This is a genomic window from Dietzia sp. 2505, from assembly GCF_040546785.1.
Lineage (GTDB): Bacteria > Actinomycetota > Actinomycetes > Mycobacteriales > Mycobacteriaceae > Dietzia.
In genome coordinates this window covers 1-23,935 of record NZ_JBEPON010000009.1, presented here as the reverse complement: position 1 = coordinate 23,935, position 23,935 = coordinate 1, and the positions used below count along the sequence as shown (strand labels likewise).

Sequence of the window (23,935 nt, the reverse complement as noted above, 5' to 3'; positions counted from 1 at the left end):
CGGCCCCTTCTCCTTCGGTGGTCTTCGTGGGTTGCTCGGGTGGTCAGTCGTCGGCGAGCAGGGCGTCGAGCCTGTCGATGCGCCCCCGCCAGAGGCGCTCGAAGCCGTCCAGCAGGGTCTGGGCCCTGCGGATCGCCTCGGGGTTGCCCCGGATCCGGCGTTCGCGTCCGTGGCGGTCGTCGGTCACCAGTCCGGCTTCCTCGAGGACGTTGACGTGCTTGCGGACCGCCGCGAACGACATGTCGTAGTGGTGGGCGAGGTCGGAGACGGAGCACTCGTCGGTGAGCGTGCGACGGACGATGTCCCGGCGCGTGGCGTCCGCCAGCGCCCGGAACAACCGATCTACGTCGTCGTCACTGAGATCCACCTCGGGCGTTTGATATGAAACCATTTGGTTTCATATTAGGTCGCCCCGGGGACGAGGTCAACGGTGTGGCCGAACTCGCCCGCCGCGATGTCGTGGGTCGCCCCTACCCTGGGTGCGTGCGGTCGAGCGTGTGGGTCCCCGAGTCCGAGGTCGAGCGGTTCGTCGGGACCGCGGCGCTCGCTCGTGCGCGGTCGTACGTGAACCCGGACGCCATCGGCGACGTGAGCTACAACCCCGGGTCGCGGACGTTGTCGGCCCGGGTCTCGGGCACCGGGGGGCAGCGGTACCGGACCGAGGTCGCGTTCGGGCATCCCGCCGGGGACGGCTGGTCGCGACCGAAGCTCAGTACGTGCACGTGCCCGGTGGCGATGCGGTGCAAGCACGCCGCGGCGCTCATGCTGTTCGCCGGCGCTGATCCGGACGCCGGGGTGGACGGCGGCACCGAGCCGGTGCCCGAATGGCGGCGGCGGGTCGAGGAGATGTTCCACGGCACGGCGCAGCAGGTCTCGCCGCGGGAGTCCGAGGTCTACGGACTGCAGCTGTCGGTGGTGGCGGACGAGACCGTGGACGACGGCTGGACCGGCGGGTTGCGGCCCGGGTTGGGCAACCGGCTCCGTGCGCGCATCGTGGTCCCGGGCAGGGGCGGGCGGTGGAAGTCGGCGGGCGTGGAATGGGACCGGCTGCGCTACGGGTGGACCGCGGACATGTCCGCCGCGCAGACCAGCTGGTTCCGCGCCGTGGACGCGCTGGCCCGTAGTCGTCGTCAGGCCAGGGTGTGGTTGGACCTGTGCGATGCCGAGGTCCCCGCGCTGTGGCCACTCATCTCGACCGCGGCCGAGGCCGAGGTGGAGATCGTCCCCGACGACGGCCTGCACGACGTCCGGCCCGGGCCGCGCCGACGCGTCGGGCTCACGGCCTGGTCGCCCGACGGCCGGCAGGTCATGGTCACCGCCGCGGCGGAGGTGCTGCCCGACGCCGACGGCGCCCGGACGATGCCCGTCGACGACGAGGAACCCGACCGCCCCCTGCCCGGCGCACTCGTGGGGGAACGCGGGGACCTGGTCGCGGTGGTCCGGGACAGGGTGTTGGAGCTCTGCCCGGTCGGGCGGCTCGACCACGGGGTGGCCCGCGATCTTCGCCGATGGCGCGAGCTGGCGATCCCGGACGAGTCCGTCGCAGAATTCTGCGGGGAGTTCCTCCCCGGCCTCGTCGACGCGTTCCCGGTGGTCGACCGGGCCGGTCGACTGGAGCTCCCCGAGCCGGACCGCGTCGAGTTCGAACTCGTGATCCGCCGCTACGCCGGGCCCGACTCCGCGGACGGGCCGGACCTCGTCGCGGAGTGGTCCCGGCTCGACGTGTTGCGGATGAGCGACGGCACCGAGACGACGCGTCGTCGTCCGCTCACGGCCGGTGACCTGGGTGACGCCGGACCGGTCCTGGCGAACCACGAGTCGATCGAACTCGCGGCGAGAGTCGACGAGGCCGGCTGGGGATGGGTCGTCTCGCCCGGGCCCTGGCGGGTCACAGGGCATGATGCGGCGGTACTGCTGGCGGACGGGGTACCCGCGTTGCGCGCCCTCGACGGCGTCCGGGTGACCGTGCGCGAGGGGGTCCCCGAGATCCGCCGGGCCGCCGAGGGGCCGCGGATCAGGGTGGCGGCCGAGGACGACCGGTCCGGCATCGACTGGCTGGGCCTGTCGGTGGGCGTGACCGTCGAGGGGCGGCCGGTGCCGTTCGCCACGGTGTTCCGGGCGGTGGTGAGCGGGCAGTCGGAGTTCGTCACCGACGACGGCGTGCTGGTCCCGGTGGACCTCGAGCGTTTCGGCGAGCTGCGCACCCTTCTCGAGGAGGCGCTCGCCGCCTCGGCCGCCCGGGCCGGCGAGAACGGCGAGACGGGTGACATCCGGATCGGGCTCGGCCAGGCGGGACTGTGGGCGGACCTGGCCGAGCTGGCCGACGATCTCGCGCCACCGACCGGTCGGGCGCAGGCACTGCTCGAGCTGGCCTCGGACGCCCCCGAACCGGTCCCGGTGCCCGCCGCGTTGGACGCCGAGCTGCGGCCGTACCAGCAGCAGGGGCTGGACTGGCTGGCCATGCTGTGGCGACACCGGATCGGCGGGATCCTGGCCGACGACATGGGCCTCGGCAAGACGGTGCAGGCGCTGGCCCTGATCGCGCACGCGCACGAGGCCCGCGCTGACGAGAGGCCGGGCGGTTCGCCGGGGCCGTTCCTCGTGGTGGCGCCGTCGTCGGTCGTTCCCAACTGGGAGGCCGAGGCCCGGAGGTTCGTGCCCTCGCTGCGTGTGGCCCGACGCTCTGCCACGGAGAGCAAGTCGTCCACCACCGTCGCCGAGGACGCGGCCGCCCACGACATCGTGGTGACCTCCGCGACCGTCCTGCGCCTGAACGCCGAGTCGTACGCGGGGATCGAATGGGCCGGGGTGATCCTGGACGAGGCGCAGCAGGCCAAGAACCCCTCGTCCAAGCTGTTCTCCGCCCTCGCCGGGCTGCGGGCTGACTTCCTGCTCGCGGTGACCGGCACGCCCATGGAGAACAACCTCACCGAACTGTGGGCGATCGCGGCCCTGTCCTGTCGGGGGGTGCTGCCCGACGCCAAGGAGTTCCGCGCGCTGTTCCGGACCCCGATCGAGAAGGACGGCGACGCCGAGGCACTGCGTCGCCTCCGCCGCCGACTGCGGCCGTTCCTGCTGCGGCGACGCAAGGAGCTGGTGGCCGGCGAGCTGCCGCCGCGCACCGATGCGGTGATGGAGGTGGAGCTCTCGGCCGCGCACCGGCGGGTCTACGAGCGCGAACTCGCCCGGCAGCGGGCGTCGCTCCTGGCGTTGCTCGACGACTTCGACTCCAACCGCATCAGCATCCTCGCCGGCCTCACCGTGCTGCGCCGACTGTGCCTGGACCCCTCGCTGGTGGACCCCGACCACGCATCGATCCCTTCCGCCAAGACCGATGAGCTCATCGCGTCGCTGCGTGAGGTCGTGGCCGAGGGGCACCGGGCGCTGGTGTTCAGCCAGTTCACCAGCTACCTCGACACGGTGGTCGACAGGCTGCACGCCGAGGGGATCACGGTCGCCCACCTCGACGGCAGGACCACCGATCGGGCAGGAGCCGTCGGCAGGTTCACCGAGGGCGGTGCACAGGTGTTCTGCTTGAGCCTCAAGGCCGGGGGCGTGGGCCTGAACCTGGTGGGCGCCGACTACGTCTTCCTGCTGGACCCGTGGTGGAACCCTGCCACCGAGGCGCAGGCCGTGGACCGTGCGCACCGGATCGGCCAGACCCGCCCGGTGCTGGTGTACCGGATGGTCGCGCGGGACACCATCGAGGAGCGGGTCGTCGAACTCCAGCGACGCAAGGCCGAGCTGTTCGCCTCCGTGCTGGACAGCGGGGAGCATTTCTCCGCGGCCCTCACGGCTGACGACCTGCGGGGGTTGATCGAGTAGGGGTCACCGCACCGCCGGCATCGCGAGCCCCGCCGCCACCGCGGCCCCGAAGAGCGCCGTGTCCCGGGACGGGGAGAACACGACCCGTGGCGCCGAGATGGTGTGCGGCAACGTGTGCAGCTGCTCGGCCACCGGCCCGTGCAGCGCCTCTCCCAGGCCCACGACGATCCCGCCGGTGAGGAGGACCGTGCGCGGCCGGAACAACTGGACGGCGTCCACCACGAAGGAGCCCACCCGGTGGGCGTAGATCTCGGCTGCGCCGTCGCCGTGTTCCCGCTCAAGGTCGTAGAGCCCGTGCCCGCCCAGGCCCCACCACGCCTCGGTGGTGCCGCCATCCACGACCAGCCGCCAGTGCCCGAGATCCCACCCGGTGGGCCCGCACGGGTGGATGAGCGCGCCGTGGCGGTTGAGCGCCCCGAACGACAGGGTGGTGCCCAGGGAGATGGCGATGCCGCCGAACTCGACGTCCGGCAGTTGGGTCAGGGCCAGGGCGTGGGCGTCGCCGTGACCGATCACGGACACCGGGGCGTCCAGAAGGGCGACCAACTGGGAGCGCATCGGCCCCTCGGCCCAGGCGGCGGCGCGTGAGGCCTCGATGACCCCACGGTCGGCGTCGACGTGCCCGCTGACCGACACGCCGACGCCACTGGGGAGGGGATCGACGGCACGGATCACCGCGGCCAGATCCTCGGCGGTGGCCACCTCGGCCCCGTGGACCCCCACCACGCGGCCGTCGACCACGGCACCGATCCGCGTTCCGCTGCCGCCGATGTCGACGACGACGCCGTTCCTCATCAGATCACCTCCCGTTCCACACCGACCATTGTCACCAATAGTTCGTAGCGGGCGGGCCATTGGGTGTGGTGGGGTGCTACCCGGTGTCGATGTTGCGGATCGGGTCGCTCGACTGGCCCACTGTTCCGCAGTAGAGCGTGGCCGATTCCTGGGTCAACGTCACCTCCATGCCGGCGGGATCGGACTGCCCCTTCTCGTCGAGGAAGGTGGTGATCACCTCGCGCTGGTCCTCGGGCGGCATCTCCATGTAGTCGCCGCAGGTGGTGTCACCGCCCTGGTTGGGGTCCATCGCGTTGCAGCCGGTCAGAGACGCCAGGACGAGGGCGGCGGTGGCGACCGGGGCGGCCAGCATCGCGGGTCGGGTGCGGGTGGGCATGGGAAGACCTCCGGGGGATGACGACGACGAGGTGAGCGGCCGATGAGGAGAGCGTAGGCGCGCGTGGTGACGGACATCACTATTCGGCCGGGACTCGGCGGAGTAGATCCGGGGTTCTAGTAGATATGACAACATCTTTTGAGGCCTCGACCGCCCTGCAGCTGGACTCCGCTGCGCAGAACCTGCTCTTCCGGGAGGCCCGCTCCGCCAACGCGTTCACCGACGAGCCCGTCACCGATGAGCAGCTCCGTGCGATCTACGACCTGGTCAAGTGGGCCCCGACGTCGATGAACAACCAACCGCTGAGGATCGTCGTGGTGCGGTCCGCGGAGGCCAAGGCGCGACTGCTGCCGCACCTGGCCGAGGGAAACCGGGCCAAGACCGCCGCCGCGCCGGCCGTCGCGTTGCTCGCCGCCGACGTGGACTTCCACGACGAACTGCCCCGGCTCTTCCCCCACTTCCCCGGCGCCCGTGACCTGTTCGCGGACGAGGCCGCGCGGGTCGGCGCGGCCGAGCTCAACGCGAGCCTGCAGGTCGGCTACACCATCCTGGGCATCCGCGCCGCGGGTCTCGCCGCCGGCCCGATGACCGGGTTCGACGCCGAGGGGATCGCCGCGGAGTTCTTCCCCGACGGGCGCCACCGCGTGCTCGTGGCGATCAACATCGGCACGCCGGCGGAGAACGCCTGGTTCGACCGGCTGCCGCGACTCGACTACGACGAGGTCGTCACGACCCTCTGAGGGGGTCGTCGCGGGTACTCCGCGCGTCACAGGCAGCCGACGAGCCGGAGCGCGAACTGGTCGCCGTAGCCCAGGATCGTCTGGGGGTGCGGGCCCGGCCGTTCCGCCATGACCTCGGGGCCGTGCGCGACGGCGTGGTCGACGCCCACGGCGTGCATGAGTTCGTGAAGTGTCAGGCTGCGGGTCCAGGTGTCCCCGGGGGAGTGGCTGATCTGATCCGGGCGCAGGGTGACCGAGCCCTGGAGGACCAACCCTCGCGGCCACACCGTGACGCCGCCCACTCCCGCGATCTCCGGGTCGGTGTGGAACATCGGGTGGTCGCCGTACGTCACGGAGATGGCGCCGTCGCCTTCGCGGTCTCCCTCGGCGCCGGGCCCCGCGTACCTGAGGGGGAGGCCGCTGGCGAAGGCGAGAGTCTCGACCGCCCACGCGAGGTCGGTCTCGCTGCCCGGGGGCGCGTCGTAGGAGCGCACGGGGATCTCGTGCTCGCACGGCCAGTGGGCGATGTACCCGTCGTCGGTGGCGTCCACGGCGTAGTCGACCCCCGCGATGAGCCCGGCCGGGGGCTGGATGTCGGCGGCGCGGCGCGGCGACCACTCGCCCCGGAACGGGACGGCCGTCCCCGGGACCGTGGAGTTGACGGCATCGGCGTGGGCCGGCCTGAACAGGCCGCCGTCTCCGCCTGACACGCGGGCTGCGCCCTCGCCGAAGGAGGCGACGGTGCCGCGGTGCTCCTCGGGGACCATCGCCAGGAGGGCCGGTGAGGATCCCACGATCGCCAGAGCCAGGACGAGCGGCACGGCGATCGCCAGCAGGTAGGCGGAGAAGCTGACGGCGGGATGAACGGATCGCTGTCTGTTCACGGCGCGGGGTGGGGTGAGGGGGTCAACGGAGGCCTGTTCTGGGTCAATGCGAGGGGAGGGGCCTCGCGGTACCCGTAAGAACATACTCACGTGGTGGCGGCGTTCACACCGGAATTGGCGACTTGAGCGGAATAGACTCAACTGTTCGGTAGTTGTACGGACTGTCCGGTCCTGATGTGGGCCGGTATTGATCCGAGTACGCTCAAGAACACGTCGAAGAAAGGACCGGTCGATGAGCCAGTTCAACCCCACGACCAAGACCCAGGCGGCTCTGTCGGCCGCCGTCCAAGCCGCCTCGGCGGCAGGGAACCCGGATGTCCGTCCGGGCCACCTACTGGTGGCGCTGCTCGAACAACAGGACGGGATCGCCACGCCCCTGCTCCAGGCCTGCGGGGTGGACCCGCAACTGGCGCTCACCCAGGCCAAGGCGCTCACCGCGAGCTACCCCAGTGCGTCCGGCTCGGGGCTGGCCGCCCCCAACTTCAACCGCGACGCCCTCGCCGTCATCAGCTTCTCCCAGAACCTCGCGTCCGAGATGGGCGACGACTACGTCTCCACCGAGCACGTCCTGGTCGGCATCGCCGCGGGCCACACCGGGGGCGATGCGGCCAAGCTCCTGGGCGAGCTCGGGGCCACCGAGGACGCGCTCAAGAAGGCGTTCGCCGCGGTCCGCGGCAACACCCGCGTGACCACCGAGAACCCCGAGGACCAGTACCAGGCGTTGGAGAAGTACTCCACGGATCTCACGGCCCGCGCACGTGAGGGCAAGATCGACCCGGTCATCGGGCGCGACTCGGAGATCCGGCGCGTGGTGCAGGTGCTGTCCAGGCGCACCAAGAACAACCCGGTGCTCATCGGCGAACCCGGCGTGGGCAAGACCGCCATCGTCGAGGGGCTCGCCCGGCGGATCGTGGACGGCGACGTCCCCGAGTCGCTCAGGGGCAAGACCCTGCTCTCGCTCGACCTGGGCTCGATGGTCGCGGGCGCCAAGTACCGCGGCGAGTTCGAGGAGCGGCTCAAGGCCGTGCTCGACGAGATCACGGCCTCCGAGGGGCAGATCATCACCTTCATCGACGAGGTCCACACCATCGTCGGCGCCGGCGCGACCGGCGAGGGGTCGATGGACGCAGGCAACATGATCAAGCCGATGCTCGCCCGCGGTGAGCTGCGCCTGGTCGGTGCCACCACGCTCGACGAGTACCGCAAGTACATCGAGAAGGACGCCGCCCTCGAGCGCCGCTTCCAGCAGGTCTACGTGGGGGAGCCGAGCGTCGAGGACACGGTCGGCATCCTGCGCGGGCTCAAGGAGCGTTACGAGGTGCACCACGGTGTGCGGATCACCGACTCCGCGCTGGTCTCCGCGGCCGCGCTCTCGGATCGCTACATCACCCAGCGATTCCTCCCCGACAAGGCGATCGACCTGGTCGACGAGGCCGCGAGCCGGCTCAAGATGGAGATCGACTCCCGACCGGAGGAGATCGACGCCGCCGAGCGGATCGTGCGCCGACTCGAGATCGAGGAGGTGGCGCTGCAGAAGGAGACCGATGCGGCGTCCAAGGACCGCCTCGTCGCGCTCCAGTCCGAGCTCGCCGACTCCAAGGAGAAGCTCGCCGAGCTGACCGCCCGGTGGCAGAACGAGAAGACCGCCATCCAGGGCGTGCAGAAGGTCAAGGAGGAGCTCGACGCGCTGCGCACCGAGTCCGAGAAGGCCGAGCGGGACGGCGACTACGCACGGGTCGCCGAGATCCGCTACGGACGGCTGCCCGAGCTGGAGAAGCAGCTCGCCCAGGCGGAGGAGAACGACGCCGCCTCCAACGCGATGCTCAAGGAGGAGGTCGGCCCTGAGGACGTCGCCGAGGTCGTCTCCGCCTGGACCGGGATCCCCGTGGGCAAGATGCTCCAGGGCGAGACCGAGAAATTGCTGCGCATGGAGGACGAGATCGCGCGTCGGGTCGTCGGCCAGGGCGAGGCGGTCCGGGCCGTGTCCGATGCGGTCCGTCGGTCGCGCGCCGGGGTCGCCGACCCCGACCGGCCCACCGGCTCCTTCCTCTTCCTGGGCCCCACGGGTGTGGGCAAGACGGAGCTGGCCAAGGCGCTCGCCGAGTTCCTGTTCGACGACGAGCGGGCCATGGTCCGGATCGACATGAGCGAGTACTCGGAGAAGCACAGCGTCTCGCGGCTGGTGGGTGCCCCTCCGGGGTACGTCGGCTACGAGGCCGGAGGGCAGCTCACCGAGGCCGTACGACGGCGTCCGTACACGATCGTCCTGCTCGACGAGGTCGAGAAGGCGCACCCGGACGTCTTCGACATCCTCCTGCAGGTGCTCGACGACGGCCGTCTCACCGACGGCCAGGGGCGCACGGTCGACTTCCGCAACACGATCCTCGTGCTCACCTCCAACCTGGGGGCGGGTGGATCGCGGGAGCAGACGATGGACGCGGTCAAGCGCGCTTTCAAGCCGGAGTTCATCAACCGGCTCGACGACGTGGTGATGTTCGACTCGCTCAGCGAGGAGCAGCTCGAGTCGATCGTCGACATCCAGATCGACGAGCTCGCGCGGCGACTCAAGGGTCGGCGACTGACCCTGGAGGTCGACGACGCAGCCAAGGGCTGGCTGGCGCGGCGCGGGTACGACCCGGCCTACGGCGCCCGCCCGCTGCGCCGGCTGGTGCAGCAGGCGATCGGCGACAAGCTGGCCCGCGCCCTGCTCGGCGGCGACATCCGCGACGGCGACACCGTGCGGGTCTCGCTGGCGGAGGACGGCGAGTCGCTCACGCTGGGCTGATGCGCCGGACGACTCCGGTGCCCAACGGGCCCGGGTGGCGTCGCCGCGGCGTCCGGCGAATGACGGTCCCGACCACCTAGTGGTGGTCGGGACCGTCTCGTTGTGCGTGGCGGGCGACCGCAGATCCCGGAGTGACGCGTCCCCGCGACGGTGCCCGTCCGGCGGGGAGTGCCTACTTCCTCGCGTCGACGACGAAGGGGAGCCCGGCCGAGAGGATCGCAGCGTCTGCGGTGACGAATCGCAGCCCCTCGACGCGAGCCTGCGCGACGAGCATGTGGTCGAACGGATCTCGGTGCGGCAGTGCTGAAGGGTCGACGGCGGCCACATGGGCTGATGAGACCGGCAGTTCGACCACTCCGGCTGTGAACACGGACTCAGTGAAGTCGGTCGGCAAGCTGACTTTTCCGTTGAGGTGCTTGATGCGTAGTTCCCAGAGGGAGGCCGCCGAGCACAGCACTGCGGGTGCGGAGGTGATCGCCTCACGTGAGGATGGGCCGAGACGCGGATTGTCGTCCATGAGCCAGACCACCACGTGGCTGTCGAGGAGCATCCCGGTCACTCTCCGTCGAACGAAGCGATGATGTCCTCGTCCGGGCCCATCAGGTCTGCGTCCACGTAGGCGATCTGACCCTTGAGTGCGCCCCATACGATGTCCGCCCGCCTGTGGGGGACCAGATCCGCGACCGGGCGCCCGGCACGCGCGATCGTGATGGTCTCGCCCGCCTCGATGCGTTCCAACAGCTTGGACAGGTGGGTCTTCGCCTCGTGGATATTCACGGTCGTCATAAGCTAGATTCTATGGACTAAGTCGAACTAAGTCCATGAGTCGTCGGTGTGCTCGCCAGGAAGTCGGGTATCCGCCCCCGAGCCCACAGAGTGACGGATCAGTCCCCGATGAGGGGATCCGCCTCGTCGTCATCGCGACTACCATGGACCCGTGATCAGAGCCACCGCACCCGCATCCGACACCCAGGTCAGTCCCCTCCTCGTCACGGCGCGCGAGTTGATCAGGGACGTGGCGAGCCTTCCCACCCCCGTGATCCTCGACGTGCGCTGGCGGCTCGGCGACGCCCGCGGGCGCGAGCACTACTACTCGGGCCACATCCCCGGTGCGCAGTACGTCGATCTCCCCACCGAGCTCTCGGGCCAGCGCAACGTCCGCGAGGGCCGTCACCCGCTCCCCTCGCCCGACGACTTCGAGGACGCCCTGCGCCGTGCCGGGGTGGACAACGACAGCCGCGTGGTGATCTACGACGACTCGGGGAACACGTCCGCGGCGCGCGCGTGGTGGTTGATGCGCTGGGCCGGCAAGGAGGACGTCTATCTCCTCGACGGCGGCCTGAAGGCGTGGATCGCCGAGGGCGAGGACCTGGCGGTGGGGCCGGGTAACCCGGTCGAGCGCGGCGACTTCACCTTCAGGCTCGATCACATGCGCACGGCCGACATCGACGAGACGGGGGCCAGCCCCGACGAGGGCGTCCTGATCGACGTCCGCGCGGCCGAGCGCTACGCAGGCCACACCGAGCCGATGGATTCGCGGGCCGGCCACATCCCGGGCGCCGTCAATCTGCCCACCTCGTCGTTCCTCGACGAGAGCGGTCGGTTCCTCCCCGCCGAGCGTATCCGTCAGATGTTCGCCGACGTGGGCGTGACCAGCGGTAAGGACACCGTGGTCTACTGCGGTTCCGGCATCCACGCGTGCCATGCACTTGCGGCGATGGAGGTGGCCGGGATCGAGGCGGGGCGACTGTTCCCGGGGTCGTGGTCGCAGTGGTCGGCGGATCGTCGGCGGCCGATCGCGCTGGGGGAGAACCCCCGCTAGCCCGCGCCTCCGCCGGTGCCCGGGCGGGTCCAGGTCACGCAGCGCCGCGGTGCCTGGCGGGTAACCCCACCAGCGCTGACTACCCTCTGTGGACATGGTCGTGTTCTGGTTCCTCCTGGCCCTCGTGCTGCTCGCCGCGGCGCTCATCCTCCTGCGTCTGGACGCCAGACAACGCGGGGGCGCCGCGTCGCGCGGGACCCCGTCGGCGGTCGGCGCCGGGTCGGCAGGGGAGGGGGTCCTGTCCGACGACGACGAGAACGACGACGAAGCCCCGCCCGTCACCCCGCCGGCGGGTGACGTCGACGAGTCCGGGGAGGAGCACGCGGGCGAATCCGGGGCTCCGCAGCTGGCGCCGTTCCAGCGCGCGGCAGGCCCGGGTGACGCGGGTCCGGGACCCGTGAAGCCTGGCGCCGAGGATCCGGGCGCTGCGGTACACGCGTCCGTGTTCCCGCCGGCGACCCCGGTCGAACCCGAAACGGGCGGGCCGGAAATCGCGCGCCCCGAAGAGCCCGTCAACGATGGGCCCATCCACGAGGCCGCCGCCGCACCCGCCACTGACCGCGACGCAGAACCCGCGGCGCAGCCGACCGCCGAACCCATCGCCGAGCCCACCGCACAGTCGGCGCCGCGTCTGCTCGATCGGGTCCGGGGCTTCCTCCCGGCCCGCCGACAGAACGGGCGCCGGCCCGAGCAGGAGGTGCTGCCCGCCGTCGACCCGCTCGCCGATTCGCCCGTGGTGCGGTGGCTGGAGGACCGCGAGTTCGAGCCGACCCCCACTCCGGCCCCGGAGTTCCGGCACGGCGATTTCGCGGGAGGTCTCAGCGCACTCGGCACGGTCTCGCACGGGATGTTCCGGGGGCGGCGGGCGATCATGGGCGTCACCGGCGGCCGGACCGTCCTGGCGTTGCGCCGGGACACCGCCTCGGACGTGGTCCTGGATCTGAGCCGCGCCGATGTCGACGCCGAGCCCGGATTCCACGACGCCGGCGAGGTGGCGTCGCTGGAGGCCCGGAGCTCCGACTACGGCCGACTCGATCTGATCGACCGTGATCGTCTGACCAGCGCGGTCTGTGACGTCCCGGCCGACGTACGCCGCATCTGGGCCGAGGGTGAGTGGGTGGCGGCGACGATCGACGGCGTCGACGATCCGTCCACGTGGGACGACGTCGTGGTGGCCCTGCACGGCATGGCCGATGTGCTGGCCCCGTTCCCGCCCATCGGGGGCCGGGCCCGCGCCCTGCCCCTCGAGATCGACCCGGGTTCACCGGGGGCGGCGGACGGCCCGGAGGCGGACCCCACTATGGGCATGGACGGCGAGGTCGGGACCGGAACGCACGGGACGACCGCGCCGGCATACGCATCGGTGGCTACCTCGGTTCTGCCCGCTGCGGACGACGTCGCTCAGCAGACGCCGGCTTCGGTCACCGCGCAGCCCATTGCCGTTGCGGACCCGGATGACCAGGGCGCGGATGAGCAGCCCGAGTCCCTGCAACCCGAGCGCCGGCAACCCGAGCCCCGGCGCGCCGGGCACCTGCGGTTGGTGCCGGAGCGCAAGGGTGCGCGCGATCTCGCCGATGTGCCGGTGGTGGCCGACCGCGGAGACGCCGAGACCGAGACCGAGACCGAGCCGGAGCCTGCTGCCGGTGAGGCGCCGGAGGAGGCTGCCGGTTCCTCCCTCGGGGACAGCACGGTGGACCACACCGTGGAGCACTCGGTGTCGGAGGAGCCCGACCCCTTCGCCGAGATCATGGAGCCCTCGGGGCCGCTGCCGGCGCGCGGTGACGTGGCGGCGGACCATCTGCCCACGCGTCCGCCCCTGTCCCGGCCGACACGCGGTGCCGGTCAGGCATATCCCGAGGACGCCTCGGTCCCGCCGCTGGCGGCGGGCGTGGCCACGGGAGGGTCGGGGATCAAACCTCTCGGGTCGGAGGACGACGAGGACGAGATCCGCACCGAGGTCGAGCGGTTCGACGCGGCCCGCATCGACGGTGGGTCCGATCTGGACACGGGGGTCGGTGGACGCCACGCCCAGCCATCGGACGCGCAGCCGGCGGACGACCAGACCCCCGTGTGGCTTCGGCCCGAGGTGACACCCGCGCCCCCGCGGGCCGGCAGCGGTAAGCACCGGCGTGCGGAACCGGAGGACGAGCAGGCCGCGGACGCGGAGTCGTCGACGGCGGCCTCGACCGGCACGGGTACCGGTCGTGAGCGCCCGGGAGTGGATCCGGACGTCGAGCAGACCACCCGTCTCAGGTTGCCGCCGGATATCCGGGACTGACCTACCGCGACGAGAGGACCCGTCCGCGCCGGATGCGCGGACAGGTCCTCTCGGTTGTGCGGGGTGTGTCAGATGGCGGAGCTCAGCAGACCGAGGACGTTCGGGCTCGACAGCGGAGCGATGTCGTAGCCGGCCGAGTCGGACAGGCTACCGGTGAGTGAACCCGCGATGGCCGAGTCGATCGGGTTGACCACGGAACCGGGATCCAGCGAACCGGTACCGCCGCCACCGCCGGCACCGGGGTTGGTTCCGGTGACGATGACGGGCGACGAGGTCGCGGTCGCGCCGACCCAGGTGTCACCGAGGGCGTCGGTGTTGTTCACCACCGCGGTGTAGCGATACACCTGGGTGTCGGCGGTGCGCGTGATCTCGTCCGGGAACGCGACGGTGGTGCCGCTCGCCGGCATCTCCACCTCACCGACCTCGACACCGTCGCGGAAGATCGTGACCATCGTGCCCTCGGGGAAGTTGTTCGCCGGGCGAATGAACGAGGTGACCACGTTGACGGCGAGCGAATCCTCGTCGAGGGTGCCGGGCTGAGCCTGGACGTTCAGGTTGGTGTTCCACTCAAACGGAACCCACGGGGCGTTCGTGATCGTGGTGGTCGTGAGCGCTGCCGCGTTGGCGCTCACGGCACACTCGACCTGGGCGCCTGTGGTGCCGGTGCCGCCCGCAGTGGTGCCTCGGGTGTACTGGAACTGGCTCGACGCAGCGTCGGTCGGCGCGGCGGCCCCGGCCCCGGCCAGGCCGAAGGTGATCTGCTCGCTCGGCGTGTTCGGCGCACGCATGCTGAAGGTGACCTCGGGCAGCTGGAACGGCTGGTTGTTGTTCTTCTGCAATCCCGTGTTGATGCTGGTTCCGGTCGTCGTCCCGTAGCGGGCCGAGGCGTTGCCCCAGATGCGGACGGTGTTGGAACCGGCCTGGGTCGCCTTCGTCGTCGGGTTGACCTCGACCAACGAGGGGGTGCCGGCGGTGATCCCGCTCGCCCCGCCCGTCAGCGCCTGCGTGCGGTAGTCGGCGTTGCTCGGGGTCTGGATGTCGTAGGTGATCCGGCCGACGCGCACCGTGTTGGGCTGCATCGGTCCGGGCTGGATCGAGACGTCGAAGAACTCACCCGGGGAGACGAACGTCGGGTAGGTGACGTCCACCGTGTTGGTCCAGGTGTTCACGCCCCCGATGTTCAACGCGTTGTCGGGGGTGCAGGTGTAGGTGACCTCCACCTGCTGGGTGGTGGTCGGTGAGTTCTGTGCGGCAGCCGCCGGTGCGATGGCGATGGCAGCGGCCAGCGGCAGGGTGGCTCCGGCCACCAGTGCCGTAGCTCGTTTCAACAACATGGGGCGTCCTTTATCTCGGAGGTCTCCAGCGCCTCGCGACGGGTGGTGCTGGAAGCCGTTCGGCGGCCCGTTACGGGCGTTCGGGTTGTCTGTTCGTCAGCTGAGCGAACGGTGCGACAGGGGAAGTGTGACATAAACCACTAGGGAGTACCAATGGTATACGCAGGCTTATTTGGACGGAGTGGTTTTTCTCGACAGCTTCGCGATGTGCGGCTCAGGCGCGAGAACGCGCTGGCAGAGGACAGATCCGGCGAAAAGTGTCAAAATTGTTACTGACGTGTCAGTTGTGAAGTTTGTGAAGATTGGGGCAAAACGTTATCGGATCTAAATAATAAGTCGGGTGTGACAGTGGTGTGCGTCATGTCACACTTGCCGGGACTACCTATCTGAGACGAAGGCCGGTCGTCGCCCCCGATGGCCCGGGATCCGACTTCATCCAGATCTAAGCCAATGTTAAGGAGAACGATCCATGGCACGTACGTGGCACCCTTCAGCCAGAATCGCGGCGCTCGGACTGGCCGCGGCGTTCGTCGCCGCTGCAGCGCCGGCCGCCAACGCCCAGATCCCGGGAAACAATCCCCGCACCACGGTGTACCCGGTCGACAGCACGCAGATCCAGCTCGCCGTCGACCCCCTCGACCAGGCGACCGGGACCGTCCGGGTGGTGTTGCAGAACAACACCGGGACCAACCTCAACTGCACCGGTATCGACGGCGGACCTGCGGCGACCGTCACCACCGCCGAGGTCGTGGCCCGTTCTATCGACTACTTCACCCAGTACCCGCTGTCCGAGCTCGCCGACCTGACCCTCAACCTCCCCTCCGCCGCGGGTGGTGCACAGAACATCGGTCTCGGGTCCGCACAGGTCCAGGCCGGAAGCGCCGCGGAGTTCTTCAATCCGGAGTGGGACGCCCTCAACCAGAACGAGGCCGCTCTCGAGCAGGCTCGTCTCGCCGGCCACTACGGGGTCTTCGGGACGAACATCAACATCCCCGCCACCTCGGCGTTCGAGCAGAACGTGCGGCTCGATCACCCGGTCCAGGGTCAGCGCGCGGACTTCCAGACCGGCGTGTTCATGACCTGCACCATCTCCGGTCAGCGCTACGCCTTCCACGCCTACGAGGGAGGCGTGAAGCCGGACTACGCGACCAACACCTCGACGGGCAGCCTCGGCAGCGCCGGCCTCGGCAGCTGACAGTCAACCCCGCGGTCACCCGCGATCAGAGCAATCCGATAGGACCCCGGTCTCTCCACGAGGATCGGTACGACAGGAGCAGTGAAGAATGATCTCAACCACCACCACAGCAGTGCGCGGGGCTGTCGCTGCGGCTGCCGCACTGGCCCTCGTGGCCGGCGCGGCCCCCGCGCTCGCCCAGGTGCCCGGCGGGAACCCCGGCGGCTACGTCATCAAGGTCGACGACACCTCACTCATCGTCACGGTCGACGACAAGGGAGAGGCGCCCACGCAGATCACCGGGTCGATCGAGAACACCACGGACGCGAACTTCCGGTGTGAGGTCCCGCAGTTCAACATCGGCGGGCAGAACACCGCGCTCGGGTACGGCCAGGTGACCACCGCGGCGGCGGCCGCGGAGGTCCAGGAGTACTACCGGACCCGGGTCTTCACCGGTCCCACCGACACCAACGCCAACGGTGACCTGGTGTCGTTCGGCTCCGCCCTCGACGTGTTCCCCGCGGGCAGCGCCATCGGCTCGGCGGAAGCCGGTCCCCGGCAGGCGCACAACGAGGCACGGGTCGCCGGACGCACGGGTGACCCCCGGGTGAACAACGCGCTCCAGTTCACCGTCCCGGCCGGTGCCACCGTGGACTACTCGGCCGCACTCGGTGTCCCGGCCACCGGCGACCGTGGCGAATGGAGGGCTGCCGCGGTGTTCATGTGCCGCAACATGGTGACCAACGACTGGTTCCTCTACACCGGTCTCGAGAACATCGTGGATCCGAACCCGGCGCCCGACCCCGACACCACGGGAAGCCTCGGTGCCGGTTCCGTCGGCTCGTAACCCCCTCCAGACCGAATTCTCAAGGAGACTCATGTCCACCTCAAGCGCCCTCAAGGGCTTCACAGCGGCGACCGCGAGCGCCCTTATGGTGCTCGGCCTGGCCGGGACCGCAGCCGCGCAGAACACCGTCACCGTCGTCCCCGGTGACAACGGTGACGGCCGCACCGTCGTCGTCAACAACGCGGGTATGACCGTTGACATCGTCAACGTCGACCGGGCAGCGGGCACCGTCCAGGTCTCGATGACCAACAACCTCGGCTTCACCGTCTTCTGTGAGGCCCCCAACCCGGACACGGCAGCGGGCGCCCGGCCCGGTGGCACGGTCTCGACGGCGCCCGTCGTCGAGATGTCGGCCGAGTACTACTCGCGCTACCAGAACGTCCGGGCGGAGACGGTCAGTATCTCGGCATCCGGGTCGACGATCACCATGCCCCTGTGGCCGCTCACCCAGTTCTTCCCGCAGGGCAGCCTGGGCGACATGGCGACCGAAGCGGTCCGGCTTCGCTCGCAGATCACAGAGGCAAACACGAAGGCCAAGGTCGACGGGCTGTTCGGCACGACCGGGTCGTTCCAGATGACCAACGGGCAGACGGTCAACCGGACCATCGCGCTCGGGCCGCCGGCCACCCAGCCCCGCGGTGAGGATCTGATCGGCTTCTTCACCATGTGCGCCCAGGGGACCAACTCCGCGGCCGCGCAGGGCTCCGGCCAGCTGTACGCGTGGTCCACGTTCGAGGACGGCTGGCCCCCGCCGGTCGTCATTCCCGAGGACAGCGGCAGCCTCGCGACCGGGTCTCTCGGTTCGCTGGGAGGCGGCGGGAACGGGCCCGTCGACCCGGAGCCGCCGGTCGAGCCGGAGCCGGAGCCGCCGGTCGACGAGTAGAAGTCGCGGAGAGGTACGAGCCCCGACTCGGTCTCTCGCTGAACGAGGACGGGCCGGTCGCATCACGCGACCGGCCCGCCCTCCTTCTGTCGCGACCTGTCGTGGCCCGCGTCTAGAGTCGACCCCGGTACCGATACCGTCGCTGCAGCCACCGCCGCCGCTGATCAGAGGAGCCCGATGCCCGCCCCCACCCCCGTCGACGCGACCGCCAGGGCGCGCCTGGCCGAGCTGGTCACCGAGCTCGCCGTCGTCCACGGCCGAGTCACCCTCTCCTCGGGCCGCGAGGCCGACTACTACGTGGACCTGCGCCGCGCGACCCTGCACCACGAGGCGTCGCCGTTGATCGGCCGGTTGCTGCGTGAACTGACCGACGACTGGGAGTTCGACGCGGTCGGCGGGCTGACCCTCGGTGCCGACCCTGTCGCCACGGCGATCATGCACGCGCCGGGTCGGCCGATCGACGCGTTCGTCGTCCGCAAGGAGACCAAGAAGCACGGGATGCAACGCCGGATCGAGGGGCCGGACATCGTGGGGAAGCGGGTGCTCGTCGTCGAGGACACCACGACCACCGGCAACTCCCCGCTCACCGCGGTGGCCGCCCTGCGCGAGGCCGGCGCCGAGGTGGTGGGCGTGGCGACCGTCGTCGACCGTGCCACCGGCGCCGATGACGTGATCCGGGCCGAGGGCGTGGACTACCGCGCCCTGCTCGGCCTGACAGACCTGGGACTGGAGTGACATGACCACCAAGTGGACAACGCCGGGGACCTTCCCCACCGTCCTCACCCAGGCGCTGCGGGAGCGGGTGCTCTCGCTCATGGACCCCTCCCGGCCGGAGGGACCCGCGTTCCTCGCCGCGGCCGCGGGGACGGAGGTCGCCAAGGCGACCGGTTTCGGCCCGCTGGAGAAGCTCTGCAAGCCGCTCATCGTCCCGGCCGCGCTGACCATCGCACTCCGTGAGGGGGCCCGCGGAGGCGCGGGAGCGGGTAATGGCGGTCTCGGGACGGTCGACACCGCACTGCTCTCCATCACCGGCGCGGCATACACCACCGGCGACGTGATCCTCATGCTCGGCGGGGGGCACGCCAGCCGCTCCGGTACCCGGCTCGTCTCGGGCGCGGCCGCCTTCGGGGTGGGGCATCTCGCTCTCGGCGGGCTGATGCTCCGGTCGGGCCTGCGGTTCAAGCCGGTCCAATTGGCGGTGCACGGGGTGGTGGCCGGTGCCGCCGGAGCGATCCTGCTGGCCGAGGACCGGGCCAACGCCCCGCTGGCCGCGTACGGAGGATTGCTGGCGGCCCTCTCGGCGCTGGCCACCTCGGTGGATCGTCGGTCCGGCCCCGGTGCCTCGGTGTTGGCCGTGGCGGGGCCGGTGTTCCTGCTCAGCGATTCGTTGATCCTGCTCAGGCGCAAGACGGAGGGAGGGACGGTGCTCGCGCGGGCCCTGGACGTCGGCGTGATCGACACCTACGCCACCGCCGCGCTGCTGTTGCTCACGGGCACGGCGGCCGCGGCCCGTACGGCCGGGCGGTCGGCATGAGCGCCGCCGACGCGGGCTCGCCGGGTGGGACCGGGATCCGGACGGCTCTGATCACCGGTGCCGGTCGCGGGATCGGTGAGGCCACCGCGCGCAGATTCGCCGACGCCGGTTATCTCGTGGGTGCCTTCGACCTGGCAGCGTGCGAGTGGGCTCGGGGGGATGACCGTGTGGTCACCGGCGCGCTGGACGTCACGGACCCGGACGCCTGGGAGTCCGCCCTGGCGGAGTTGACCGCCCGCTCCGGCGGCGCACTGGACGTCCTGGTCAACAATGCCGGGCTGCTGTACGGGATGCCGTTCACGGATGCGAGCTACGAGCGCGACTCGGCGCTGGTGGACGTCAATGTCAAGGGCGTGATGAACGGCTGCCGGGCGGCGTTCCCGTACCTGGAGAAGGCCCCGGCGCCGACCGTGGTCAACGTCTGTTCGGCCTCGGCGATCTATGGCCAGGCCGAGATGGCCGTGTACTCGGCCACCAAGTTCGCCGTCCGTGGACTCACCGAGGCGCTGGACCTCGAGTGGGATCCGAAGGGCATCCGGGTGTGCTCGGTGTGGCCGCTCTATGTGGGGACCGGCATGCTCGAGGGCGTCGACACCGCCGGGATGCGGAACATGGGCGTCCGCCTGACCGAGGCCGACGTGGCCGGCAAGATCTTCGACCTGGCCGAACAGACGCGGCACACCCCGTCCGGGGTGCTGGGTCGGCTCCGCGGCGCCCTCGGTCGCGAGGTCCACCGGCCGGTGGGCAGGCAGGCCACCGCGATGTACCTGGCGTCCCAGATCGGGCCTGGGCGGGTCATCAGGCTGGTCAATCGACGCCTCACCTCGTGAGCGGCCCTGCGGGCAACCCGGAGGCGGCGACGGCGGATCCCGGGGCCGGGCCGACGGAGTGGGGAGAGGGCCAGGTCGGGGTGGGCCCATGGGAACTCGAGCACCCCGGTGAGCCGCGGCCCACGGGTGAGCGCTGGGATCCGGACCTGCTCGATTCGGGCGACCGCCGCAACGTGGTCGACCGCTACCGGTACTGGCGGCGTGAGGCGATCGTGGCCGACCTCGACACCCGGCGGCACCCGTTCCACGTGGCCATCGAGAACTTCGGCCACGACGCCAACATCGGCACCGTCGTCCGGACGGCCAACGCGTTCCTCGCGGCGGAGGTGCACATCGTGGGGCGACGTCGCTGGAACCGCCGCGGGGCCATGGTCACCGACCGCTACCAGCACCTGCGCCACCACGAGGACGTCGCCGCGCTCATGGACTGGGCTGAGTCCGAGGGGGTGCCCGTCATCGCCGTCGACAATCTCCCCGGCGCCGAGCCGCTCGAGACCGCCCGGCTCCCGCGCGAGTGTGTGCTGCTGTTCGGTCAGGAGGGTCCCGGGGTCAGCGATGACGCCCGGCTGCGGGCGACGAGGACCGTGTCGATCGCCCAGTTCGGCTCGACCCGGTCCATCAACGCGGGCGTGGCCGCGGGGATCGCGATGCACGCCTGGGTCCGCGAGCACGCTGCGAACGGCCGAGGAGATAGCTATTGATTTTCGATAGTTAGTCATTCATAGTCGTGAGATGGAGATCGAAAGACGAGCGGTTCTGCCGCTACGAGTGTCCTTGGTGGTGCTGTTCGCGGTACTGCTCCTGTTGCAGACCATGTCGTTGCCGGGGCAGTTCGCGCACATGGCCGAGATGTCACCGGCCGACGAACACCTGCGGTGGCCACTGACGGCGGTGTCGATCTACTGGGTGCTGTGCATCCAGGTCGTGGTGGTGGCCACCTGGAAGCTGCTCGCGCTGGTCAAGGCCGACCGCATCTTCACCGACGCGTCACTGATCTGGGTCGATGTGATCCTCGGGGCGATCGTCGCCGCCTGGGTGATGCTCGTGCTCGTCCTGTTGCTCGTGGGCGTCAACGCGAACGATCCCGGACTGCCGCTGTTGCTCTTCCTCGTCGTCGTCGTCATCACCGTCGCGGCGCTGCTCATGGTCGTCATGCGCGCGCTCCTCCGGCAGGCCACCTCGTTGCGTTCCGAGATGGACACGGTGGTGTGATGCCGATCGTCGTGCGGATTGACGTGGAGCTCGCCAGACGCAAGATGAGCGTGGGTGAGTTCGCGGAGCGGGTGGGTCTCACGCCGGCGAACGTGGCGGTGCTGAAGAACGGGCGCGCCAAGGCGGTGCGGTTCAGCACACTCGAGTCCATGTGTCGCGTTCTCGAGTGCCAGCCCGGGGACCTGCTGGAATGGGTGGAGGAATGAGGAACGCAGCGGAGTTCGTCCTGATCCTCGTCGGGGTCCTGAGCGTGGTAGGCCTCGGGGGAGTGGCGATCGTCCACGGCGGTGCGGACGACTCCCCGGGACTCCAGGGGATCGGTGTAATCCTGGTGGTCGGTGCGGCCGTTGCCGCCCTCCGTTGGCGGGGCGGACGGCCACGGTAGAGATCCAGCTCAGACCGCCAGCTCAGACCGCCGGGGCGGAGGGCCCGTTGCGGATGCGGTCGACGAGCTTCGGTCCGGCGGTGACGGCCATGGGTACCACCGAGATCAGCACGATCCCGATGAGGATCAGGTCGATGTGTTCCTTGATCAGGGTGAATTGCCCCAACCATGCGCCGAGTGCCGTCACCCCCGCGGCCCACAACACCGCGCCCACCACGTTGAACAGCACGAACACCCGGTAGCGCATGCCGGCCATGCCCGCCACCAGCGGTGCGTAGGTGCGGACGATCGGTACGAAGCGACACAGGATGATCGTGGCCGGACCCCATTTGTCGAAGAACTCGTGGGCCTCGCGGATGTAGACCTGCTTGAAGATCCGCCCGTCCGGCCGCTCCCGCAGGTGGTGGCCCCACCTGTTGCCGATGAAGTAGCCCACCTGGTCGCCGAGGAACGCCGCGATCGGGGCGGCGACCAGCACCACCCATAGGGGCGCGAAGGAGTTGTCCTGCTGGGTGAGCAGCCCCGCGGTGAACAGCAGTGAGTCGCCGGGCAGGAACGGGAACAGCAGGCCGGACTCGATGAAGACCACGGCGAGGAGCGCCGGGAGTATCGCGTTGCCGAACGGTCCGTCGCCGGACAGCCAGAACTCCGGGTCCATGAATCCGGGACCGAGCGCCAGGACGTGCTGGGCCTGCTCGGCCACCAGGTGCGTGTTCACCTCGGGAATCGTAGACCCGCTCTGCTGGGAAACGGCTGAAACCGTGCCCCCGCTGGTCCTCCGGGGCCCGCCACCTCGCGGTACCTCGTAGGATGGGATGAGTCACAGCGCCGAAATCTGGAGGATCGTCAATGCCTATCGCCACCCCGGAGCAGTACAAGGACATGCTCGACCGGGCTCGCAAGGAGGGCTTCGCCTACCCCGCGATCAACTGCACCTCCTCCGAGACCATCAACGCGGCCATCAAGGGATTCGCCGATGCGGGCTCTGACGGGATCATCCAGTTCTCCACGGGTGGAGCGGAATTCGGTTCCGGCCTGAACGTCAAGGACATGGTGACGGGAGCGGTCGCGCTGGCCGAGTTCGCGCACATCGTGGCCGAGAAGTACGACGTGTTGGTCGCGCTGCACACCGACCATTGCCCGGAGGACAAGCTCGACACCTTCGTGCGCCCGCTCATCCAGATCTCGCAGGAGCGCGTCGACGCCGGGCGCAACCCGCTGTTCCAGTCGCACATGTGGGACGGCTCGGCCACCCCGCTCGACCGCAATCTCGAGATCGCCAAGGAACTCCTCAAGAAGACGGCCAGCGCCAACCAGATCCTCGAGATCGAGATCGGCGTCGTGGGCGGCGAGGAGGACGGTGTCGAGAACGAGATCAACGAGAAGCTCTACACCTCCCGCGAGGACTTCGAGGCGACTATCGACGCGCTCGGGGCCGGCAACACCGGCCAGCGCTACCTGCTCGCCGCGACGTTCGGCAACGTCCACGGTGTCTACAAGCCGGGCAATGTCGTGCTGCGTCCCGAGGTGCTCAAGATGGGCCAGGAGGTCGCGGTTGAGAAGCTCGGCCTCAACGAGGGTGACCTGCCGTTCGACTTCGTCTTCCACGGCGGGTCGGGCTCGGCCAAGAGCGAGATCGAGGAGGCGCTGAGCTACGGCGTCATCAAGATGAACGTCGACACCGACACGCAGTACGCGTTCACCCGCCCGATCGCCGGCCAGATGTTCGCCAACTACGACGGTGTCCTGAAGATCGACGGCGAGGTCGGCAACAAGAAGGTCTACGACCCGCGCTCGTACCTCAAGAAGGCCGAGCAGGCGATGTCCGAGCGGGTCGTCGAGGCGTGCAACGACCTCAAGTCGGCCGGTAAGTCCAAGGGTGCCTCTGCCTGAATAGAGGCTTCGGCCTGATCCGACTCGCGGCGACCCGACAGGGTCGGTGCCACCAGCGGCGTCTCTCCTTCAGTGGAGGGGCGCCGCTGGCGTGTGATCGTCGGGTGGTCCGGGCACCCCGCCCGAGGCTTATATTCGAACTCTTGTACTATCTCGGGCGAGGAGATACAATAGATCACACGTTCGAATGACGGCACGGTCTGATTGGCACGGGGGGGTGCGGTGGGTCCGATGATGACGACGACGAGTTCGGCGGCGTTCGGCGCGCTTCGCGCCGTGCCGGAGCCTCTCGAGACGTTGGGCGCGGAGGCGTTGAGTGAGGTGGCGCGGTCGGCGACGTTGGCGCAGAACCTGGCCGC

24 protein-coding genes are annotated in these 23,935 nt (G+C 69.9%); 16 read left to right on the top strand and 8 right to left on the bottom strand.

All coding sequences use genetic code 11. The features are described 5' to 3' along the window. Positions 1-43: 43 nt before the first annotated feature. Complete coding sequence (locus ABIE38_RS15765; protein ID WP_354057867.1) at positions 44-391, bottom strand: ArsR/SmtB family transcription factor; 348 nt, start codon at positions 389-391, stop codon at positions 44-46. Between the two features lie 92 nt (positions 392-483). Here ABIE38_RS15765 and ABIE38_RS15760 point away from each other — a divergent pair, with 92 nt between their 5' ends. Next, positions 484-3,825, top strand: a complete 3,342-nt coding sequence (locus ABIE38_RS15760; RefSeq protein WP_354057865.1) for a DEAD/DEAH box helicase — start codon at positions 484-486, stop codon at positions 3,823-3,825. Positions 3,826-3,828: 3 nt separating this feature from the next. Here ABIE38_RS15760 and ABIE38_RS15755 read toward each other — a convergent pair whose 3' ends face one another. Together ABIE38_RS15755 and ABIE38_RS15750 are read right to left on the bottom strand one after the other, a co-directional pair. Further along, positions 3,829-4,620, bottom strand: a complete 792-nt coding sequence (locus ABIE38_RS15755) for an ROK family protein (RefSeq protein WP_354057863.1) — start codon at positions 4,618-4,620, stop codon at positions 3,829-3,831. A 76-nt stretch (positions 4,621-4,696) separates the two neighbouring features. Continuing rightward, positions 4,697-4,996, bottom strand: coding sequence for a hypothetical protein (locus ABIE38_RS15750; RefSeq protein WP_354057861.1), 300 nt, complete (start codon positions 4,994-4,996; stop codon positions 4,697-4,699). 125 nt (positions 4,997-5,121) lie between these two features. Here ABIE38_RS15750 and ABIE38_RS15745 point away from each other — a divergent pair, with 125 nt between their 5' ends. Then, positions 5,122-5,736: a malonic semialdehyde reductase gene (locus tag ABIE38_RS15745; protein WP_354057859.1), complete on the top strand. Its 615-nt coding sequence runs from the start codon at positions 5,122-5,124 to the stop codon at positions 5,734-5,736. A gap of 26 nt (positions 5,737-5,762) precedes the next feature. Here the strand turns inward: ABIE38_RS15745 and ABIE38_RS15740 are convergent, their stop codons facing one another. Beyond that, on the bottom strand, positions 5,763-6,599 hold the full coding sequence (locus ABIE38_RS15740) for a hypothetical protein (RefSeq protein WP_354057857.1): 837 nt from the start codon (positions 6,597-6,599) through the stop codon (positions 5,763-5,765). A 232-nt stretch (positions 6,600-6,831) separates the two neighbouring features. On the opposite strand from ABIE38_RS15740, the gene clpB reads away from it, so the two are divergent. Further along, positions 6,832-9,384 carry an ATP-dependent chaperone ClpB gene (gene clpB / locus ABIE38_RS15735; protein WP_354057855.1) on the top strand — a complete coding sequence of 851 codons (2,553 nt, stop codon included), beginning with the start codon at positions 6,832-6,834 and terminating at the stop codon, positions 9,382-9,384. A 172-nt stretch (positions 9,385-9,556) separates the two neighbouring features. Here the strand turns inward: clpB and ABIE38_RS15730 are convergent, their stop codons facing one another. Further along, complete coding sequence (locus ABIE38_RS15730) at positions 9,557-9,934, bottom strand: type II toxin-antitoxin system VapC family toxin (RefSeq protein WP_354057853.1); 378 nt, start codon at positions 9,932-9,934, stop codon at positions 9,557-9,559. A 5-nt stretch (positions 9,935-9,939) separates the two neighbouring features. Then, complete coding sequence (locus ABIE38_RS15725) at positions 9,940-10,170, bottom strand: type II toxin-antitoxin system Phd/YefM family antitoxin (protein WP_354057851.1); 231 nt, start codon at positions 10,168-10,170, stop codon at positions 9,940-9,942. A 151-nt stretch (positions 10,171-10,321) separates the two neighbouring features. Here ABIE38_RS15725 and ABIE38_RS15720 point away from each other — a divergent pair, with 151 nt between their 5' ends. Together ABIE38_RS15720 and ABIE38_RS15715 are read left to right on the top strand one after the other, a co-directional pair. Continuing rightward, entirely contained in the window at positions 10,322-11,206 is an 885-nt protein-coding gene (locus ABIE38_RS15720) for a sulfurtransferase (protein ID WP_354057849.1), read from the top strand. A gap of 94 nt (positions 11,207-11,300) precedes the next feature. Next, positions 11,301-13,484 (top strand): hypothetical protein, encoded by a 2,184-nt coding sequence (locus tag ABIE38_RS15715; RefSeq protein WP_354057847.1) that lies wholly within the window; start codon positions 11,301-11,303, stop codon positions 13,482-13,484. A gap of 68 nt (positions 13,485-13,552) precedes the next feature. Here ABIE38_RS15715 and ABIE38_RS15710 read toward each other — a convergent pair whose 3' ends face one another. Further along, positions 13,553-14,818, bottom strand: a complete 1,266-nt coding sequence (locus ABIE38_RS15710) for a hypothetical protein (RefSeq protein WP_354057845.1) — start codon at positions 14,816-14,818, stop codon at positions 13,553-13,555. A 469-nt stretch (positions 14,819-15,287) separates the two neighbouring features. Between ABIE38_RS15710 and ABIE38_RS15705 the strand changes: the two genes are divergently transcribed. From ABIE38_RS15705 to ABIE38_RS15660, 10 genes are all read left to right on the top strand, one after another. Beyond that, positions 15,288-16,013 (top strand): hypothetical protein, encoded by a 726-nt coding sequence (locus tag ABIE38_RS15705; RefSeq protein WP_354057843.1) that lies wholly within the window; start codon positions 15,288-15,290, stop codon positions 16,011-16,013. Between the two features lie 88 nt (positions 16,014-16,101). Then, positions 16,102-16,839, top strand: coding sequence for a hypothetical protein (locus ABIE38_RS15700; RefSeq protein ID WP_354057841.1), 738 nt, complete (start codon positions 16,102-16,104; stop codon positions 16,837-16,839). A gap of 31 nt (positions 16,840-16,870) precedes the next feature. Then, positions 16,871-17,722 carry a hypothetical protein gene (locus ABIE38_RS15695; protein ID WP_354057839.1) on the top strand — a complete coding sequence of 284 codons (852 nt, stop codon included), beginning with the start codon at positions 16,871-16,873 and terminating at the stop codon, positions 17,720-17,722. A gap of 177 nt (positions 17,723-17,899) precedes the next feature. After that, positions 17,900-18,457, top strand: coding sequence for an orotate phosphoribosyltransferase (gene pyrE / locus ABIE38_RS15690; RefSeq protein ID WP_354057837.1), 558 nt, complete (start codon positions 17,900-17,902; stop codon positions 18,455-18,457). A gap of 1 nt (position 18,458) precedes the next feature. Then, the gene (locus ABIE38_RS15685; RefSeq protein ID WP_354057835.1) at positions 18,459-19,256 is read left to right on the top strand and encodes a lysoplasmalogenase family protein; all 798 of its coding nucleotides are present in this window, start codon (positions 18,459-18,461) and stop codon (positions 19,254-19,256) included. After that, positions 19,253-20,086 (top strand): SDR family oxidoreductase, encoded by an 834-nt coding sequence (locus tag ABIE38_RS15680; RefSeq protein ID WP_354057833.1) that lies wholly within the window; start codon positions 19,253-19,255, stop codon positions 20,084-20,086. The genes ABIE38_RS15685 and ABIE38_RS15680 overlap by 4 nt, the downstream gene beginning before the upstream one ends. Beyond that, positions 20,083-20,787 carry a TrmH family RNA methyltransferase gene (locus tag ABIE38_RS15675; protein WP_354057831.1) on the top strand — a complete coding sequence of 235 codons (705 nt, stop codon included), beginning with the start codon at positions 20,083-20,085 and terminating at the stop codon, positions 20,785-20,787. Before ABIE38_RS15680 ends, ABIE38_RS15675 begins: the two co-directional genes overlap by 4 nt. A gap of 31 nt (positions 20,788-20,818) precedes the next feature. Further along, a complete protein-coding gene (locus ABIE38_RS15670) occupies positions 20,819-21,298 on the top strand; it encodes a DUF2975 domain-containing protein (protein WP_354057829.1) in 480 nt (159 codons plus the stop codon). After that, entirely contained in the window at positions 21,298-21,504 is a 207-nt protein-coding gene (locus ABIE38_RS15665; protein ID WP_354057827.1) for a helix-turn-helix domain-containing protein, read from the top strand. Before ABIE38_RS15670 ends, ABIE38_RS15665 begins: the two co-directional genes overlap by 1 nt. Continuing rightward, positions 21,501-21,683 (top strand): hypothetical protein, encoded by a 183-nt coding sequence (locus ABIE38_RS15660; RefSeq protein WP_354057825.1) that lies wholly within the window; start codon positions 21,501-21,503, stop codon positions 21,681-21,683. The genes ABIE38_RS15665 and ABIE38_RS15660 overlap by 4 nt, the downstream gene beginning before the upstream one ends. Before the next feature lie 22 nt (positions 21,684-21,705). Here ABIE38_RS15660 and ABIE38_RS15655 read toward each other — a convergent pair whose 3' ends face one another. Then, positions 21,706-22,341 (bottom strand): DedA family protein, encoded by a 636-nt coding sequence (locus tag ABIE38_RS15655; RefSeq protein WP_354058174.1) that lies wholly within the window; start codon positions 22,339-22,341, stop codon positions 21,706-21,708. Positions 22,342-22,532: 191 nt separating this feature from the next. Here ABIE38_RS15655 and fbaA point away from each other — a divergent pair, with 191 nt between their 5' ends. Continuing rightward, entirely contained in the window at positions 22,533-23,576 is a 1,044-nt protein-coding gene (fbaA, locus tag ABIE38_RS15650) for a class II fructose-bisphosphate aldolase (protein ID WP_354057823.1), read from the top strand. Positions 23,577-23,935: the final 359 nt, after the last annotated feature.

Bases quoted from the DNA above. Each gene is read 5' to 3' on its own strand.
- ABIE38_RS15670 (WP_354057829.1), top strand. From the start codon at position 20,819: ATGGAGATCGAAAGACGAGCGGTTCTGCCGCTACGAGTGTCCTTGGTG.
- ABIE38_RS15715 (WP_354057847.1), top strand. From the start codon at position 11,301: ATGGTCGTGTTCTGGTTCCTCCTGGCCCTCGTGCTGCTCGCCGCGGCG.
- fbaA (WP_354057823.1), top strand. From the start codon at position 22,533: ATGCCTATCGCCACCCCGGAGCAGTACAAGGACATGCTCGACCGGGCT.
- ABIE38_RS15695 (WP_354057839.1), top strand. From the start codon at position 16,871: ATGTCCACCTCAAGCGCCCTCAAGGGCTTCACAGCGGCGACCGCGAGC.
- ABIE38_RS15700 (WP_354057841.1), top strand. From the start codon at position 16,102: ATGATCTCAACCACCACCACAGCAGTGCGCGGGGCTGTCGCTGCGGCT.
- ABIE38_RS15660 (WP_354057825.1), top strand. From the start codon at position 21,501: ATGAGGAACGCAGCGGAGTTCGTCCTGATCCTCGTCGGGGTCCTGAGC.
- ABIE38_RS15745 (WP_354057859.1), top strand. From the start codon at position 5,122: ATGACAACATCTTTTGAGGCCTCGACCGCCCTGCAGCTGGACTCCGCT.
- ABIE38_RS15730 (WP_354057853.1), bottom strand. From the start codon at position 9,934: ATGCTCCTCGACAGCCACGTGGTGGTCTGGCTCATGGACGACAATCCG.
- pyrE (WP_354057837.1), top strand. From the start codon at position 17,900: ATGCCCGCCCCCACCCCCGTCGACGCGACCGCCAGGGCGCGCCTGGCC.
- ABIE38_RS15680 (WP_354057833.1), top strand. From the start codon at position 19,253: ATGAGCGCCGCCGACGCGGGCTCGCCGGGTGGGACCGGGATCCGGACG.
- ABIE38_RS15725 (WP_354057851.1), bottom strand. From the start codon at position 10,170: ATGACGACCGTGAATATCCACGAGGCGAAGACCCACCTGTCCAAGCTG.
- ABIE38_RS15710 (WP_354057845.1), bottom strand. From the start codon at position 14,818: ATGTTGTTGAAACGAGCTACGGCACTGGTGGCCGGAGCCACCCTGCCG.
- ABIE38_RS15765 (WP_354057867.1), bottom strand. From the start codon at position 391: ATGGTTTCATATCAAACGCCCGAGGTGGATCTCAGTGACGACGACGTA.
- clpB (WP_354057855.1), top strand. From the start codon at position 6,832: ATGAGCCAGTTCAACCCCACGACCAAGACCCAGGCGGCTCTGTCGGCC.
- ABIE38_RS15665 (WP_354057827.1), top strand. From the start codon at position 21,298: ATGCCGATCGTCGTGCGGATTGACGTGGAGCTCGCCAGACGCAAGATG.
- ABIE38_RS15655 (WP_354058174.1), bottom strand. From the start codon at position 22,341: ATGGACCCGGAGTTCTGGCTGTCCGGCGACGGACCGTTCGGCAACGCG.
- ABIE38_RS15750 (WP_354057861.1), bottom strand. From the start codon at position 4,996: ATGCCCACCCGCACCCGACCCGCGATGCTGGCCGCCCCGGTCGCCACC.
- ABIE38_RS15755 (WP_354057863.1), bottom strand. From the start codon at position 4,620: ATGAGGAACGGCGTCGTCGTCGACATCGGCGGCAGCGGAACGCGGATC.
- ABIE38_RS15685 (WP_354057835.1), top strand. From the start codon at position 18,459: ATGACCACCAAGTGGACAACGCCGGGGACCTTCCCCACCGTCCTCACC.
- ABIE38_RS15705 (WP_354057843.1), top strand. From the start codon at position 15,288: ATGGCACGTACGTGGCACCCTTCAGCCAGAATCGCGGCGCTCGGACTG.